This window comes from Photorhabdus kleinii (genome assembly GCF_025384885.1).
Taxonomy (GTDB): domain Bacteria; phylum Pseudomonadota; class Gammaproteobacteria; order Enterobacterales; family Enterobacteriaceae; genus Photorhabdus; species Photorhabdus kayaii.
The window spans coordinates 159,962-174,311 of sequence record NZ_JAJAFY010000001.1 but is presented as its reverse complement, the minus strand read 5'-3'; the positions used below and the strand labels follow the sequence as shown (position 1 = coordinate 174,311).

The window sequence follows — 14,350 nt, the reverse complement described above, 5'->3', positions numbered from 1 at the left end:
CGTAAACACAGGTATGATTTAGCAAATTAAGTGGAAATTACAATAGATTCACGGCAGGTACGTACATAAGGCTGGACTATAATTCAGGCAAAAAAACCCGCCAATATTTATCTGTCTTTTCTGGCACACATTTGATATCAGCGGCAAAAACTCTGGAGAGCGTATTTTCTTTCATTACCTCATCCGGCTTTCCATTCGCAACCAGTGATCCATTAGCAAGCAACCAGATCCGATCAGCTTTATCATAGCTATGATTGAGATCATGACCACTCATGACTACGGTTCCTCCGAGTTCACAGAATTTCTTTATCAACAGATCAAGTGCCGCGACCTGAGTGATATCAAGATTATTCGTAGGCTCATCCAAGAGCAATAATTTGCCTTCCGAATTGATTGATGGCCAGACTTGTAAAAAAACTCCGGTTAATCGCACCCTTTGCCATTCACCACCAGATAGATTGCCTACAGGTGTCTCTAGAAACTTTCCCAACTTAAAAAAGGAACAGAGTTCTGACAACACACCGTCACAATTAACAAGATGGGCTGCTAAATGCAGTCGCAAATATTGAAAAACCGGCATTATTGGCACAGAAGAAATTTGCTGGCTAAGCCATGCTCTGTAGCGTGCTAATTGGCAGTGACTATATTGACTAAGGCACTTTTGTTGCAAATCAATTGCACCACTATAGGGTAAAATACCGGCCATACAGGCCAATAGTGTACTTTTTCCTGAACCATTCGGCCCAATGATATGTATCTGTTCACCTTGTTGTACCAACGCTGTCAGCGGCATTAATCGGTTTCGTACTGATACCTGATTGAGAGCCATCAACTGATTAGTCACTTGCACATTATTCACTTTTTTAACTCCAGTCTCTGACCCTCAATAATAACCAAATGAAGACTGGCACACCCAATGTTGCAGTCACAACGCCAATCGGTACTTCTGCATTATTCAAGCTAAGACGAGATAGCAGATCAGCCAGCAATAATCCATAACCGCCGGATAGAACACAGGCAGGCAGTAGAGTTTTATAATCTGTTAGGCCGCATAAACGCAAAATATGTGGAATAACCAAACCAATAAAGCTAATTGTTCCAGCAAGTGCAACACTTAACCCTACCAACAACCCAACAGCAAAAACAAATAAATTACGCCAATAATAAAGTGAGATACCTAGCTGTTGGGCCTGTGTTTCTCCCAGTGAAAGAAAATTAAGTACTTTTCCTTGTCTGCTCAACCAAATAATCAAAGGAAACAAAGCGACTACCAACCATTGCTGCCGCCAGTCTATTCCACTGAAACTCCCCATCATCCAATACATTAGCTGACGCAAGTCCAGGCTAGTACTAAAATAAACCATCCAGGTCATTAACGCACCAGAGACAACACCAAAAGCAACCCCTACCAACAACAAACGGGCATTATTCAGATAACGATTTCTTGAAAAGGTCAGCAATATCATTGTGACGGTCAGCGCACCGAGCACAGCGCCAATACTTAATAACCAGAACGGCGCAATGCCATGAAACATCAACACCAAAAACACCACCACCACGCCAGCACCATTACTGACCCCCAATAGCCCAGGTTCCGCCAACGGATTTTCAAACAGTGCCTGCATTACTGCACCCGCCACAGTCAGGCTCGCACCTACAGCAACGACAGCTAATACACGAGGAAAACGTAACTGCCACACAAACAATTGACCTGTTTCAGAAAACCATTTATTAGGCCAGATCCAATTTTCCCCAGCACAAAGCGAGAGAAAAAAAACGAGTAAAAATAAACACGTGAGAATTGCCAGAAAACGATAATCATGTCTTTTCTGACGAGTCACTAATTCAGTGATGGAATGAGTGGATTGCATGGTAAATCAAGCTCATGAGGGAGGATCATTTAAGAAAAAGGCCGCTATTGATGCGGCCTTTTTGATTATTCTTTAGGTGTGGCTTTCTCAACCCTGCTTTTTAACTTCTGACCAGGACGGAATGTCACTACTCGGCGAGCTGTAATCGGAATGTCCTCACCAGTCTTAGGGTTACGTCCCGGACGTTGGTTTTTATCCCGTAAATCAAAGTTGCCAAATCCAGACAATTTTACCTGCTCACCATTCTCCAAAGAACGACGCACTTCTTCAAAGAATAATTCAACCAGATCTTTAGCATCACGCTTGCTAATTCCCAGTTTCTCAAACAGATTTTCTGACATTTCAGCTTTAGTAAGCGCCATAAGTTCAGTCCCTCAAGGATGCTTGGAATCGCTGTTTCAGCACTGCAACACATTTATTAATCGTCGCAGCAATCTCTTCTTCTTCCAGTGTACGCGCGGTATCCTGCAAGATAAAACTTATAGCAAGGCTCTTATGACCCTCTGCTACACCTTTACCACAATACACGTCAAACAAGTTTATGCCAACTATATGATTTACGCCAACTTTCTTGCATTCAGCCAAAACATCTTCTACAGCAACATTTTCAGGCACCACGATCGCAATATCACGACGGTTTGACGGGAAACGTGAAATCTCTTTCGCATCAGGAACCACGCGGCTTGCCAGCTTGTTCCAGAGTACTTCGAATACCACGGTGCAGCCATTTAAGTCAAGTTTGCGTTCCAATTCTGGGTGAACCACACCAATATATCCGATGTATTCATTTTCCAAATAAATCCCGGCGCTTTGACCTGGGTGCAACGCCGGATTTACATCTGCTCTAAAAGAAATCTTAGATAATTTTCCAGTTAACTCTAGAACGGCTTCCAAATCGCCTTTCATATCGAAGAAATCAACGGACTGTTTTTCCAGTGACCAATGCTCTTCAAAGCGATTTCCTGTAATAACCCCCCCTAGCATCAGCTCCTGACGAATACCCTGATCAGCATTTTCATCAGGAACAAAACACAAGCCAGTTTCAAACAAGCGCACACGGTTTTGCTGGCGGTTCTGGTTATATACCACCGTTGTTAACAAACCAGTCAGCAGAGATAAACGCATTGCTGACATATCCGCTGAAATTGGGTTAGGCAGCATCAACGCTTGTTGCTGTGGATGTAACAGTGCCTGAGTTTTGGGATCAACAAAGCTATAAGTAATTGCTTCTTGATAACCTCTATCAACGAGCATCGTTTTAACACGTTGCAGGGAAAGATCCGCTTCACGATGTTTTTTCATGATAAGATCTGCGTGCATCGGTACATCTGGAATATTGTTGTAACCGTAGATACGGGCAACCTCTTCCACCAGATCTTCTTCAATCTCCACATCAAAACGCCAGCTTGGTGCAACCGCTTGCCAACAATTTTCCTGAATAGTGACTTTGCAACCTAAGTGGGTCAGGATGTCACCAACCTGTTCATCAGGTATATAGTGACCAATCAAACGATCCAGTTTTTCACGACGCAATGTGATTGTCGCAGATTGAGGCAATTGAGATTCATCAGTAACATCAATAATCGGGCCGGCTTCACCACCACAAATATCAATCAACAATTGAGTTGTTCTCTCTATTGCTTTGTGTTGTAACTGAGGATCAACTCCACGTTCATAACGGTGAGAAGCATCAGTGTGTAAACCATAACGACGAGCACGGCCAGCAATCGCTAAAGGAGCAAAAAATGCGCACTCAAGTAAAATATTTTGCGTTTCTTCATTCACACCTGAATGTTCACCGCCAAAAATACCAGCCATTGCAACAGCTTGTTTTTCATCAGAAATAACTAGGGTATCAGTAGAAAGATTGGCTTCTGTACCATCCAGCAGCACCAATTTTTCATCCTGCTTCGCCATGCGCACAGTGATTGAGCCATTCAAGCGCTCCAAATCAAACGCATGCAATGGTTGGCCTAATTCAAGCAATACATAGTTAGTCACATCGACAATCGGGTCGATGGAACGGATACCACCACGACGTAATTTTTCACGCATCCATTGTGGTGTTGCCGCTTTCACATTAATGTTTTTAATTACCCGTCCCAGGTAACGTGGACAAGCTTCTGTTGCTTCAACACGAATAGGGAAAATAGCATCTGTTGTCGGTTTTACTGCCTCAATTTGTGGCTCAGATAGTGGCATTTTATTAGCAACCGCCACATCACGCGCAACCCCTATAATACTTAGGCAGTCAGCGCGATTAGGCGTAACACTAATTTCAATGACCTTATCATCCAGCTTCAGATATTCACGCAGATCAACACCTAAAGGAGCATCAATTGGCAATTCAATAATACCGTCGTGATCCTCAGAAATACCCAGTTCAGAAAAAGAACATAACATCCCTTCAGAAGGCTCACCTCGCAGTTTTGCCGCCTTGATTTTGAAATCACCCGGTAATACAGCACCCACGGTTGCTACTGCAACTTTCAACCCCAAGCGGCAATTTGGCGCACCACAAACAATGTCCAGCAGTCGTCCACCGCCTACATTCACTTTTGTTACCCGTAGCTTATCTGCATTTGGATGCTGAGCACATTGAACAACTTCACCGACAACCACACCATGAAATTGACCGGCAACGGCTTCAACGCCATCAACTTCCAGACCTATCATGGTAATTTGATCAGATAATGTTTCACTGCTAATGGCTGGATTTACCCATTCGCGTAACCAGAGTTCACTGAATTTCATGAGATATTCCCGCCCTTATTTAAACTGTTTGAGAAAACGCAGATTATTTTCGAAGAACGCGCGCAAATCAGTTACACCGTAACGTAACATTGTCAGACGCTCCACTCCCATGCCGAAAGCAAAACCAGAATAAATTTCAGGATCAAGGCCAACATTATGCAATACATTAGGATGAACCATACCGCAACCCAACACTTCCAGCCATTTGCCGTTTTTACCCATTATATCAACTTCCGCCGAAGGTTCTGTAAATGGAAAGTAAGAAGGTCGGAAACGAACCTGCAAATCTTCTTCAAAAAAGTTAGTCAGGAAATCGTGCAACGTTCCTTTCAGGTTGGTAAAACTGATATCACGATCAATAATCAAACCTTCCACCTGATGGAACATGGGCGTGTGTGTCTGATCGTAGTCATTACGATACACGCGCCCCGGTGCAATGACGCGAATTGGCGGCTGTTGACTGTGCATAGTTCTAACCTGAACACCTGAAGTCTGAGTACGCAACAAACGCTTGGCATCAAACCAGAAAGTATCATGATCAGCACGTGCAGGATGGTGAGCAGGAATATTCAGCGCATCGAAATTATGATAATCATCTTCAATCTCAGGGCCTGATTCTACAGAAAACCCTAATTCACCAAAGAAAGTCTCAATACGCTCTATTGTGCGGTTAACCGGATGTAGTCCACCATTTTCCATACGGCGACCCGGCAATGATACATCAATCTTTTCCGCTGCTAAACGGAAGTTCAGAAGGTCAGTCTCCAGTTTTTCTTTACGGATATTTAGAGCTTCCTGGACTTCTTGCTTAGCCTGATTAATAACCGCCCCTGCTGCTGGGCGCTCTTCGACCGGCAGATCACGCAGCGATGACATTTGGAGAGTTAAATGGCCTTTTTTGCCTAAATATTCAACACGCACCAAATCCAACGCAGCAACATCCTGGGCATCTTCTATGGCTGCTCTTGCGTTTGCAACCAGTTCAGCGAGATGTGGCATCGTTTTCCTCTTCCTTCGGCCTAACGGCCTGCTAGTAATGATCGTTAATGACCTCTATATATACCCGTTATCTTTCAAGTTGCCTCTTTGTTGGCTGCACTCGCTCACCCCGGTCACATAGTTACCTATGCTCCCGGGGATTCGCTCCCTTGCCGTCGCGAAGCACCTTGAAATCCATAGGGTATACCTATTTCTGTTTTTACTGTCATAAAAACAAAAAAGCCTCCACAACGGAGGCTCAGGCGCTACTTTTCGTTTCTTTTCTTACGCGCAAAGCCCCCTGAATTCAGGTGCTAAAGTAAAAAAAGATGCGAAAAAAAGCTAAAGACATAATGTTAGTTCTCTCAGAGTAAAACTCTTTTTTGGCAACGACTCTCTCTCGTAAGCTACATCTGACAACAAAGTAAAAGAGGGAGCATGCCCCCCTCTTACTACTCTAACTTATGCCAGAGCGCTCTTCGCTTTTTCAACTAAAGCAGCAAATGCCACTTTGTCAAACACAGCGATGTCAGCCAGGATCTTACGGTCGATTTCAATAGAGGCTTTTTTCAGACCATCGATGAAACGGCTGTAAGACAAACCATTCTGACGTGCAGCAGCGTTGATACGTGCAATCCACAGTTGACGGAACTGACGTTTACGCTGACGACGGTCACGGTAAGCGTACTGCCCTGCTTTAATTACTGCCTGAAAGGCAACACGGTAAACGCGCGAACGGGCACCGTAGTAACCTTTCGCTTGCTTTAAAATTTTCTTGTGACGTGCACGGGCGACAACACCACGTTTTACGCGAGCCATATACTTCTCCTATCGTCTCTGAGTTCTAATCTAAAAATTGCTTATGCGTACGGCAAGCAAGCAACAACCAGGCCCAGATCACCTTTGGAGACCATGCCCTTTGGACGTAAATGACGTTTACGCTTGGTTGATTTCTTAGTCAGAATGTGACGAAGGTTAGCGCGCTTACGCTTAAAACCGCCACTTGCAGTTTTTTTAAAACGTTTAGCGGCGCCGCGTACTGTTTTAATCTTTGGCATTTTAATTTCCACTTCGCATTGTGAATTACAATGAATTAATCAGGCGAACAAGCCCCAACCAGATGAACCGACTGGAGCTTATTACTTGATTGCCTAACTATTTCTTCTTAGGAGCGAGCACCATTATCATCTGACGGCCTTCAATCTTCGAAGGGAAGGATTCGACTACCGCCAATTCATCCAGATCGTCGCGAATGCGGTTAAGCATTTCGATACCAATCTGTTGGTGTGCCATTTCACGCCCACGGAAACGCAGGGTGATTTTGGCTTTATCGCCATCTTCCAGAAAACGAACCAGGTTGCGTAGTTTGACCTGATAGTCGCCTTCATCTGTACCAGGACGGAATTTAATTTCCTTAACCTGAATAACTTTTTGTTTTTTCTTCTGCTCTTTGATCGACTTACTCTTCTCATAGAGGAACTTGCCGTAATCCATAATACGGCAAACCGGCGGCTCGGCATTCGGGCTGATTTCAACTAAATCAACACCCGCTTCCTCAGCTTTTTCAAGAGCTTCCCTCAGACTGACAATGCCAATCTGTTCGCCATCTAAACCTGTTAAACGAACTTCAGAAGCGCGAATTTCTCCATTAATGCGATTAGGACGCGCTGTTTGAATTCTTTTTCCGCCTTTAATACCTTATTCCTCCAATTGATGAAGATTACGACTGCGTATTTCTATAAGCAGTTTTTCGATGAACTCGTTAACATCAATGCTACCCAAATCTTTACCACGGCGGGTACGAACGGAAACTTTCCCTGATTCGACCTCTTTTTCACCACAGACAAGCATGTAGGGAACACGACGTAGAGTGTGTTCACGGATTTTAAAGCCAATCTTCTCGTTTCTCAAGTCTGCTTTTGCACGAATGCCAGCATCTTGAAACTTTTTTACTAATTCCTGTACATAATCAGCCTGGCTATCGGTGATATTCATCACCACTACCTGCTGTGGAGCAATCCATGTTGGGAAGAAACCCGCATACTCCTCAGTTAGGATGCCGATAAACCGTTCCAGTGAACCCAGAACCGCACGGTGAATCATTACAGGAACTTTACGTTCATTATTTTCACCTACGTAGGATGCATTCAAACGACCTGGTAGTGAAAAATCGAGTTGCACAGTACCACATTGCCACGCACGATCCAAACAATCATGCAAAGTAAATTCAATTTTCGGTCCGTAGAAGGCACCTTCACCTGGCTGATATTCAAATTGCACGCCATTTTCTTGTAGTGCTGCCGCCAAAGCGTCTTCCGCTTGATTCCATTGTTCTTCAGTACCAATGCGCTTTTCCGGGCGGGTTGACAGCTTAACTATGATCTTTTCAAAACCAAAAGTGCTGTAAACGTCATACACCATCTTAATGCAATTGCTGACTTCCCGGTGAATTTGCTCTTCTGTACAGAAGATATGAGCATCATCCTGAGTAAAACCACGAACCCGCATCAAACCATGTAATGCCCCTGATGGTTCATTACGGTGACAACTACCGAACTCAGCCATACGTAACGGTAAATCACGGTAAGATTTTAAGCCTTGGTTAAAAATCTGAATATGCCCTGGGCAGTTCATCGGCTTAACGCAATATTCACGGTTCTCTGAAGAAGTGGTAAACATATGCTCACCGTAGTTTTCCCAGTGACCCGTTCTCTCCCACATGACACGGTCCATCATAAACGGACCTTTAACTTCCTGATATTGATATTCTTTCAGTTTGGTCCGGACAAAAGTTTCCAGCTCACGGAAAATAGTCCAACCATCATTATGCCAGAATGCCATACCTGGAGCTTCTTCCTGCATGTGGTAAAGATCTAATTGTTTACCAATTTTACGATGGTCACGTTTGGCCGCTTCTTCCAAACGTTGCAGATAAGTATTGAGCTGTTTCTTATCAGCCCACGCAGTACCGTATATCCGCTGCAACATTTTATTGTTGCTATCACCACGCCAATATGCCCCTGCGACTTTCTGCAATTTAAAATGATGGCAGAAACGCATATTTGGCACATGTGGGCCACGGCACATATCAATATATTCTTCATGATTATAGAGACCAGGACGATCATCTCGACTGATGTTTTCATCCAAAATTTGTACTTTATAATCCTCACCACGAGCAACGAAGGTATCACGAGCTTCTTGCCAGTTCACTTTTTTCTTGATGACGTCATAGTCTTTTTTGGCAAGTTCCAACATCCGCTTTTCAAGCAGTTCAATATCTTCCTGCGTCAGAGCACGACCAAGATCAACATCATAGTAAAAACCATTATCAATAATTGGACCGATAGCCATTTTAGTATCTGGCCATAATTGTTTAATTGCATGGCCTAACAGATGAGCGCATGAATGGCGGATAATTTCCAGCCCTGCATCATCTTTACTGGTGATGATGGCAAGATTGGCATCTGAATCGATTAATTCACAAGCATCCACTAGCTCACCATTTACGCGGCCAGCAATACATGCTTTCGCTAAACCCGGACCAATATCACAGGCAACATCCATTACAGAAACGGCATGATCAAACTGGCGTTGGCTACCGTCAGGAAGAGTAACAACAGGCATTTAAAATCCTTATCTACAGTGGTGACCCACACGAAAGGTCACTTGAAGGAGTTTGATATTCAACTAAAATAACGATTTAAATTATTATCTCGTCAATCCATTAAAGTTTGGTACTAAAATTGGTACACAATGTAAAAAGTGATTACCTTCAATACCGAAACACCGCGAAAATATACCACCAACAACCAGTCAGGTCACGGCGATGTTTAGTATGGGTAAAATCATTTGCATTTATTAGTCGAATCCATCTAATCAAGACATATATAGAAAAACCCGGCATAAGTTATATATGCCAGATTATCATACGGATACAGGATCGTTTTAGTCTATTTAAGCCATTACTGAACCTCTTCGTTACAACCCTCTGCCAACACCATATTTAAAGCCTGAACCAAAACGACTTTATCCTCATTATTCTCTAACAGACTAAAATATGTTCGACCATCACCCCTTTGGTATGCTGGTCGAGCCGGAGGTATAAATCACATACGCCAGATGGCGTGGGGTTAATGCCGGTACTTGCGGGTTGCTATCCGCTCTGGCGAACTCGCGACGCAAATTGCCACGGGCGGCTTGTTGTTAACGATAAGCCTTTTTCACCTTCCACAAATAGCGTGGAGCCTGAGGTGCTGGATGATTATCCTGAACATACCGATAAAACTCATCCGGTGTCATGCTGTTTATTTTATTGACAGCTAATTGACGATCTGCATTAAAAGTACGCAAAAGAGCACCCGCACCATTTACGTAGGCAACAATAGTGGCGTAGTGGAGAGTCTCAGGGTTATCAATACCTGCCAGATGTTGCTCCTTCAAGATACTGATATAAGCAGTGCCAAGATCAATATTAGTTTTAGGATCTTTCAACTCACGAGTTGTTGGCTGACCAGAACGCCCTTTCTGTCGATACACATCCCGCCCTGCTGTCGATGCTTTAATTTGCATAAGACCAATTGCATTCGATTTACTGACTGCATTAGGACGAAAACCGGATTCAACTTGAATAATCGCTCTGATCAGAGTTTCATCAACGCCGTACCGATTGGATGCCTGTTGAATAAAGGTATCAAAAGGCGTCGGCGGGAAAGAAGAAATTCTAGCTGCGTTGGCAGTATTGCTAAGCATACGTTGCTGACCGGACTGTTTACCAACATTTGTTTGCTGAACATTTCTCTCAGCACAACCGACGACTAACAGCACGACCAGTGCCATAAAGCTCAGTCTTAATTTCACCCTATAATCCTCTGGATCAAATTTTGCTACAGCGCAGCATATACAATTTCGTTTACGATCTAAAAATATTTTTACTTAACTTTTCACTGTATTCGTGTTCATATCATATGGAATGACTATTGCGACAATCGCTGTTTCCAAATTTTATCATCTTGACTTTACTTAAATGATATTGATAATCGTTATCATATACTTATAACAAGTAAGGTTTGAATTTATGAAGAAAAAACTTTCTCTGCTTTTACTTTCTCCTCCTGTTCTGGGAATTATGTTGATTCTCTTATCTGTAATTCTATTTAGTCATCAGGTATCCGCCGCCAAACAATTTAAAGTTGTCACGACCTTTACTATTATCCAAGATATTGCACAAAACGTAGCAGGTGATGCGGCGATTGTTGAATCAATTACTAAACCTGGTGCCGAAATCCATGATTACCAACCCACCCCCAAAGATATTATAAAATCTCAACATGCTGATTTGATCCTTTGGAATGGGCTAAATCTAGAACGCTGGTTTGAACGCTTCTTTGAAAACCTTAAAGATGTACCTGCCGTTGTCATTACTGACGGCATTGAACCACTACCTATCCGTGAAGGGCCTTACAACGGGAACCCTAATCCTCACGCTTGGATGTCACCCACAAATGCTTTAATCTATATTGAGAATATTCGCCAAGCATTTGTGAAATACGATCCTGAAAATACAGAGATTTATAATAGGAATGCCAAAGCCTATGCTGAAAAAATTGCCCAACTGGATTCTCCACTGAGAGAACGTCTTTCTCGTATTCCACAGGATCAACGTTGGTTAGTCACCAGTGAAGGGGCTTTTAGTTATTTAGCTAAAGATTACCAATTCAAGGAAGTTTATCTATGGCCAATTAATGCGGAAGAACAAGGTTCACCACAACAAGTTCGTCATGTCATTGATACTGTAAGAGCAAACAAAATCCCAGTTGTATTTAGCGAAAGTACAATTTCAGATAAACCCGCAAAACAAGTCAGTAAAGAAACAGACGCCCGTTATGGTGGCGTTCTTTATGTAGATTCACTCTCCGGCAGTACTGGCCCGGTACCAACTTACATTGATTTACTGAACAAAACTGTAGATACAATCGCAAAAGGATTTAATCAATGAATAGCAATATACTGTTTGAACGTCCTCATTTAGTCGTTGATGACGCCACTGTGACTTATAACAACGGTCACACAGCTATTTATGATGCAAGTTTTTCTATCACCGGTGGAACTATTTGTGCGTTGGTGGGCATTAACGGTAGTGGTAAATCCACATTGTTTAAGACTATCATGGGACTGGTAAGCCCATCTCAGGGAAAAGTAACTCTGAGTGATATGCCAGTCAAAAATGCGTTGAAGAAAAATATTATTGCATATGTCCCTCAAACAGAAGAAGTCGACTGGAACTTTCCAGTATTGGTTTCTGATGTCGTTATGATGGGCCGCTATGGGAAAATGGGATTCCTGAGAATCCCAAGTAAAAGAGATCACCAAGCTGTTGATAAAGCACTTGAACGTGTCGGTTTAACGGCCCTACGCAACCGACAGATTGGCGAACTCTCAGGCGGACAAAAAAAACGGGTTTTTCTTGCAAGGGCTCTGGCTCAGGAAGGTAAAGTTCTATTACTAGATGAACCTTTTACTGGTGTTGATGTAAAAACAGAGAATGCCATCATTGACCTGTTGTGTGATTTACGTGATGAGGGCCATCTGGTTCTGGTTTCTACACATAACCTCGGTAGCGTGCCTGAATTCTGCGATCATGTTATCCTAATCAACCGAACGGTTCTAGCAAGTGGCCCAACAGAAACAACGTTCACCCAAAAAAATTTAGAGATGACTTTTGGTGGAGTACTTCGTCATATTAATCTATCCGGTCCGGAATTACATGATGATGATGATCCACGCTCCTTGACTGTTATTACTGATGATGAACGCGCAGCCGTATTTTATGGTCATGATCATCATGTTCCGCCAAGGCAAGGTCAGCATAAGGAGAAGCGTCAATCATGACAGAGCTTTTGCTGCAACCTTTTCACTACAATTACATGGTAAAAGCCATCTGGGTTAGTGCCATCGTCGGTGCCGTCTGTGCCTTCCTTTCTTCCTACCTGATGTTAAAAGGCTGGTCATTGATGGGAGACGCGCTCTCTCACTCAGTTGTGCCTGGCGTCGCTGGTGCTTATGCGCTAGGTCTTCCTTATGCAGGTGGTGCTTTTTTTACCGGAATGCTGGCAGCTCTGTCTATGACTTTAGTTCGTCATATCACTCGCTTACGTGAAGATGCAGTAATCGGGTTCATTTTTTCCACTTTCTTTGCGGTCGGCTTATTAATCGTTTCCCTCAATCCTACATCGGTTAACGTACAAACCATTATTTTCGGCAATATCCTTGGCATCGCTGATGAAGATGTTCTCCAAGTTGAAATCATTATTGCGATTTCATTTATCGTGCTCATGTTTATCTGGAAAGATTTGCTAATTGTATTTTTTGATGAAACGCATGCTCGCTCTATCGGCTTATCCCCCTTGCGGATGAAAATCATTTTTTTTACTTTGTTGAGTGCTTGTACTGTCGCAGCTTTACAAACTGTCGGCGCTATTCTGGTGATTGCAATGGTTGTCACTCCAGGCGCAACAGCTTACTTATTAACAGATCGTTTTAAGCACCTGCTGATCATTGCCGTTACTATTGGTTCCCTGACCAGTGCATTTGGCGCTTACCTAAGCTTTTTCCTTAACGGCGCTACTGGTGGTGTCATTGTCACGCTGCAAACCGTTATTTTCCTACTCGCATTCTTCTTTGCACCAAAGCATGGGCTATTCGCTTCACGTATACGTGCCAGAAAAGAATCCTCAGCCTTGGCTCAGGAGACAACACAATTATGAATGAGTTGACACAGTTAATCACTGAGCCGTTTATGTTTCCATTTATGCAACGGGCGGTATTTGCTGCTATTGTAACAGGCGCGGTATGTGCAATACTCTCTTGTTATCTGGTTCTTAAGGGCTGGTCGTTAATGGGTGATGCCATCTCTCACGCTGTATTACCAGGCATTGTACTAGCTTTCGCTGCTGGTATACCGCTGGCTATTGGCGCATTCTTTTCCGGTATCTTTTGTGCTGTTGCAACAGGATATTTGAAAGAACATAGCCGGATAAAAGAAGATACTGTCATGGGAATTGTCTTTTCAGGCATGTTTGCCTTTGGTTTAGTTCTTTTTGCCCGAATAGACACTAACCAACATCTCACTCATATTCTGTTCGGAAATATTCTAGGGATCACTAAAGATGAATTGAATCAAACATTATGGATTACCTGTATCACTATGGCGGTAGTACTGCTAAAGCGCAAAGACTTCATGCTTTACTGCTTCGATCCAAACCAAGCACGCGTAGTGGGATTACCTGTTAAGCTTTTGCATTACGGTTTACTTTGTCTATTGTCAATGACCATTGTCGCTTCCCTGCAAGCCGTGGGAATGATTTTGGTTATCGCAATGTTGATATCACCGGGAATCATCGCTTTCATGTTATGCCGCAGTTTTGACCGAATGTTAATTGTCGCTATCATTGCATCAGTCAGTTCCTGTGTCCTGGGTACTCTGGTCAGTTTCCACATTGATGGTGCAACGGGGCCATGCATTGTTATTGTTCAGGCTATCTTCTTTACACTGGCACTGGCTTACAGTCAGATAAAACTTGTAAGAACAAAATCCAAACGTAAAACGTATCAAGCAGCCCTACAAATCTCTAACGAACCCAATCAATAACAAAAAGGGTTATATCTGTTTTGAGATATAACCCTGTTAATCATCTTTTTTACCTGATCATATGTTTTCTCTGACTATAATTGTTCATAAAGTAATT

Annotated in this window: 15 protein-coding genes and 1 other annotated feature; of the genes, 4 read left to right on the top strand and 11 right to left on the bottom strand. The window is 43.0% G+C overall.

The features are described 5' to 3' along the window. Nucleotides 1-76: 76 nt before the first annotated feature. The 11 genes from btuD to LG003_RS00760 all read right to left on the bottom strand — a co-directional run bounded on the left by btuD (nt 77) and on the right by LG003_RS00760 (nt 10,442). Entirely contained in the window at nt 77-829 is a 753-nt protein-coding gene (btuD, locus tag LG003_RS00805; protein WP_112875901.1) for a vitamin B12 ABC transporter ATP-binding protein BtuD, read from the bottom strand. Between the two features lie 34 nt (nt 830-863). Beyond that, nucleotides 864-1,871, bottom strand: coding sequence for a vitamin B12 ABC transporter permease BtuC (gene btuC, locus LG003_RS00800; RefSeq protein WP_262979971.1), 1,008 nt, complete (start codon nt 1,869-1,871; stop codon nt 864-866). A 65-nt stretch (nt 1,872-1,936) separates the two neighbouring features. Next, entirely contained in the window at nt 1,937-2,233 is a 297-nt protein-coding gene (ihfA, locus tag LG003_RS00795) for an integration host factor subunit alpha (RefSeq protein WP_011146885.1), read from the bottom strand. Nucleotides 2,234-2,237: 4 nt separating this feature from the next. After that, a complete protein-coding gene (gene pheT, locus LG003_RS00790) occupies nt 2,238-4,625 on the bottom strand; it encodes a phenylalanine--tRNA ligase subunit beta (RefSeq protein WP_262979970.1) in 2,388 nt (795 codons plus the stop codon). 15 nt (nt 4,626-4,640) lie between these two features. Then, nucleotides 4,641-5,624 (bottom strand): phenylalanine--tRNA ligase subunit alpha, encoded by a 984-nt coding sequence (pheS, locus tag LG003_RS00785; RefSeq protein ID WP_262979969.1) that lies wholly within the window; start codon nt 5,622-5,624, stop codon nt 4,641-4,643. A gap of 212 nt (nt 5,625-5,836) precedes the next feature. After that, nucleotides 5,837-5,961, bottom strand: a sequence feature (Phe leader region). 104 nt (nt 5,962-6,065) lie between these two features. Beyond that, nucleotides 6,066-6,422 carry a 50S ribosomal protein L20 gene (gene rplT, locus LG003_RS00780; RefSeq protein ID WP_011146888.1) on the bottom strand — a complete coding sequence of 119 codons (357 nt, stop codon included), beginning with the start codon at nt 6,420-6,422 and terminating at the stop codon, nt 6,066-6,068. A gap of 41 nt (nt 6,423-6,463) precedes the next feature. Beyond that, nucleotides 6,464-6,661 (bottom strand): 50S ribosomal protein L35, encoded by a 198-nt coding sequence (gene rpmI / locus LG003_RS00775; protein ID WP_011146889.1) that lies wholly within the window; start codon nt 6,659-6,661, stop codon nt 6,464-6,466. Nucleotides 6,662-6,758: 97 nt separating this feature from the next. Continuing rightward, nucleotides 6,759-7,298, bottom strand: a complete 540-nt coding sequence (infC, locus tag LG003_RS00770; protein ID WP_112875725.1) for a translation initiation factor IF-3 — start codon at nt 7,296-7,298, stop codon at nt 6,759-6,761. 3 nt (nt 7,299-7,301) lie between these two features. Further along, on the bottom strand, nt 7,302-9,230 hold the full coding sequence (thrS, locus tag LG003_RS00765) for a threonine--tRNA ligase (RefSeq protein WP_112875724.1): 1,929 nt from the start codon (nt 9,228-9,230) through the stop codon (nt 7,302-7,304). A gap of 444 nt (nt 9,231-9,674) precedes the next feature. Further along, nucleotides 9,675-9,788, bottom strand: coding sequence for an AMP-binding protein (locus LG003_RS23305; RefSeq protein ID WP_112875723.1), 114 nt, complete (start codon nt 9,786-9,788; stop codon nt 9,675-9,677). Between the two features lie 21 nt (nt 9,789-9,809). After that, nucleotides 9,810-10,442, bottom strand: a complete 633-nt coding sequence (locus tag LG003_RS00760; protein WP_112875900.1) for a transglycosylase SLT domain-containing protein — start codon at nt 10,440-10,442, stop codon at nt 9,810-9,812. Between the two features lie 238 nt (nt 10,443-10,680). Between LG003_RS00760 and LG003_RS00755 the strand changes: the two genes are divergently transcribed. Genes LG003_RS00755 through LG003_RS00740 form a run of 4 tightly spaced genes read left to right on the top strand, consistent with a single transcriptional unit; the run spans nt 10,681 to nt 14,253 of the window. Further along, the gene (locus LG003_RS00755; RefSeq protein ID WP_315903368.1) at nt 10,681-11,601 is read left to right on the top strand and encodes a metal ABC transporter substrate-binding protein; all 921 of its coding nucleotides are present in this window, start codon (nt 10,681-10,683) and stop codon (nt 11,599-11,601) included. After that, nucleotides 11,598-12,494, top strand: a complete 897-nt coding sequence (locus tag LG003_RS00750; RefSeq protein WP_112893985.1) for a manganese/iron ABC transporter ATP-binding protein — start codon at nt 11,598-11,600, stop codon at nt 12,492-12,494. The genes LG003_RS00755 and LG003_RS00750 overlap by 4 nt, the downstream gene beginning before the upstream one ends. Continuing rightward, nucleotides 12,491-13,369 (top strand): metal ABC transporter permease, encoded by an 879-nt coding sequence (locus LG003_RS00745; protein WP_112875720.1) that lies wholly within the window; start codon nt 12,491-12,493, stop codon nt 13,367-13,369. The genes LG003_RS00750 and LG003_RS00745 overlap by 4 nt, the downstream gene beginning before the upstream one ends. After that, entirely contained in the window at nt 13,366-14,253 is an 888-nt protein-coding gene (locus LG003_RS00740) for a metal ABC transporter permease (RefSeq protein ID WP_262979968.1), read from the top strand. Before LG003_RS00745 ends, LG003_RS00740 begins: the two co-directional genes overlap by 4 nt. The last annotated feature ends 97 nt before the right edge of the window (nt 14,254-14,350 follow it).

Coding starts and splice junctions, on each gene's coding strand:
- btuD (WP_112875901.1), bottom strand. CDS start 829: ATGGCTCTCAATCAGGTATCAGTACGAAACCGATTAATGCCGCTGACA.
- LG003_RS00745 (WP_112875720.1), top strand. CDS start 12,491: ATGACAGAGCTTTTGCTGCAACCTTTTCACTACAATTACATGGTAAAA.
- ihfA (WP_011146885.1), bottom strand. CDS start 2,233: ATGGCGCTTACTAAAGCTGAAATGTCAGAAAATCTGTTTGAGAAACTG.
- LG003_RS00755 (WP_315903368.1), top strand. CDS start 10,681: ATGAAGAAAAAACTTTCTCTGCTTTTACTTTCTCCTCCTGTTCTGGGA.
- pheT (WP_262979970.1), bottom strand. CDS start 4,625: ATGAAATTCAGTGAACTCTGGTTACGCGAATGGGTAAATCCAGCCATT.
- LG003_RS00760 (WP_112875900.1), bottom strand. CDS start 10,442: ATGGCACTGGTCGTGCTGTTAGTCGTCGGTTGTGCTGAGAGAAATGTT.
- btuC (WP_262979971.1), bottom strand. CDS start 1,871: ATGCAATCCACTCATTCCATCACTGAATTAGTGACTCGTCAGAAAAGA.
- rpmI (WP_011146889.1), bottom strand. CDS start 6,661: ATGCCAAAGATTAAAACAGTACGCGGCGCCGCTAAACGTTTTAAAAAA.
- thrS (WP_112875724.1), bottom strand. CDS start 9,230: ATGCCTGTTGTTACTCTTCCTGACGGTAGCCAACGCCAGTTTGATCAT.
- LG003_RS00750 (WP_112893985.1), top strand. CDS start 11,598: ATGAATAGCAATATACTGTTTGAACGTCCTCATTTAGTCGTTGATGAC.
- LG003_RS00740 (WP_262979968.1), top strand. CDS start 13,366: ATGAATGAGTTGACACAGTTAATCACTGAGCCGTTTATGTTTCCATTT.
- pheS (WP_262979969.1), bottom strand. CDS start 5,624: ATGCCACATCTCGCTGAACTGGTTGCAAACGCAAGAGCAGCCATAGAA.
- rplT (WP_011146888.1), bottom strand. CDS start 6,422: ATGGCTCGCGTAAAACGTGGTGTTGTCGCCCGTGCACGTCACAAGAAA.